Below are 1,237 nucleotides of genomic sequence, written 5' to 3' on the forward strand. Positions count from 1 at the left end.
CATCAACGCGGGTACAACCGCCAGAGGCATGCAGCAGACCGGCCTGCTCTTTGTGCTCAGTCCCGCCCTGTGCTGGCTCTACCCCGAGGGCGAGGCCCGCGCCCGCGCCTTTGCCCGCTATGGCGGCCACAGCAATACGCACCCTTTCATGATTCCGCTTTTTGTGGGCATTCTGCTTTCCCTTGAAGAAGAAATCGCCAGAGGAGCCTTGCCCGAGCTTGCCGTATCATCGGTACGCGAAACTCTTGCCACCACGCTTTCCGCCCTGGGAGATTCTTTTTTCAGCGGCACGCTGCTGCCGTTGTGGGCGCTGCTGAGCGTAAGCCTGCTGTTGTCGGGCCATACCATGCTGACATGCGTGGCAGCCGCGGTTTTCTTTCTTATCCTGCTGTTTTTCAGGGCCGGCAGCTTTTTTTCCGGCCTGCGGCACGGCATGCCCGTGCTGGTGCGCCTCAAACGCCTCAACCTCATCAACTGGGTGGACAGGCTCAAGATGGTCAATGCAGTGCTGGTAGCCCAGGTGATCTGGCATCTGCCCCTGAGCCGCATCAAGCCCTTCCCCTGGGATGTTTACATTTTGGGGGCGCTTGCAGTGCTTATGGCTTCATGGATGGTGGCCCGCCTGCGGCTGCCGCGTATTCTGCTGTGGGCCATGACCCTTGGCGCCCTTATTCTCATGGACGTTGACCTGATAGGCATGTAGTATGTGCCTGACCGGCAAAACGGCGAAAAATTGCATCAGGCGAAGCCGCCGTGCTGCGCCGTCACGACCAACACACCTCGTCCGGCCTTATGGCCCGAGAAGGTGAGGAAATGGAAGAAACTATCGAAGAAACGCCACGCGGGCTGTCATTAAAGCTTTGCCTGGGCCTGCGCAACGGCCTGCATGCCCGCCCTGCGGCGCGGTTGGCGCAAGAAGCCCAGCGCTATGACGCAACCATACAGCTTATCAGCGATACCGGCGAAGTCGACGCTAAAAGCATGCTTGATATTCTTTCTTTGGCCCAGCCCGCCAATGCGGAACTGACCCTTCTGGCGCAAGGGCAGGACGCCCGCGAGGCCCTTTACGGCCTGGCCCGCCTTCTTAACACCATGCAGGACTGACATGGCCCGCGCGGTACTTTTCGGCACTCCCGTTTCTCCCGGCATTGCCATTGGCCGGGCGCGCTTCATGCACAAGCTGCGGCAGGATGAAGAGCGGCGCATCACGCCCGCCGAAATTCCTGCCGAGCAGGAA

At 60.2% G+C, this 1,237-nt stretch carries 2 protein-coding genes; both read left to right on the forward strand.

From position 1 onward, the window contains the following. The first annotated feature begins 1 nt into the window (after position 1). Positions 2–703, forward strand: a complete 702-nt coding sequence (locus V6C16_RS13605) for a PTS system mannose/fructose/sorbose family transporter subunit IID (RefSeq protein WP_333543482.1) — start codon at positions 2–4, stop codon at positions 701–703. Between the two features lie 110 nt (positions 704–813). Continuing rightward, on the forward strand, positions 814–1,104 hold the full coding sequence (locus V6C16_RS13610; RefSeq protein WP_333535463.1) for an HPr family phosphocarrier protein: 291 nt from the start codon (positions 814–816) through the stop codon (positions 1,102–1,104). Positions 1,105–1,237: the final 133 nt, after the last annotated feature.

It is taken from the genome of Desulfovibrio sp. 1188_IL3213 (assembly GCF_036763145.1).
Taxonomy (GTDB): domain Bacteria; phylum Desulfobacterota; class Desulfovibrionia; order Desulfovibrionales; family Desulfovibrionaceae; genus Desulfovibrio.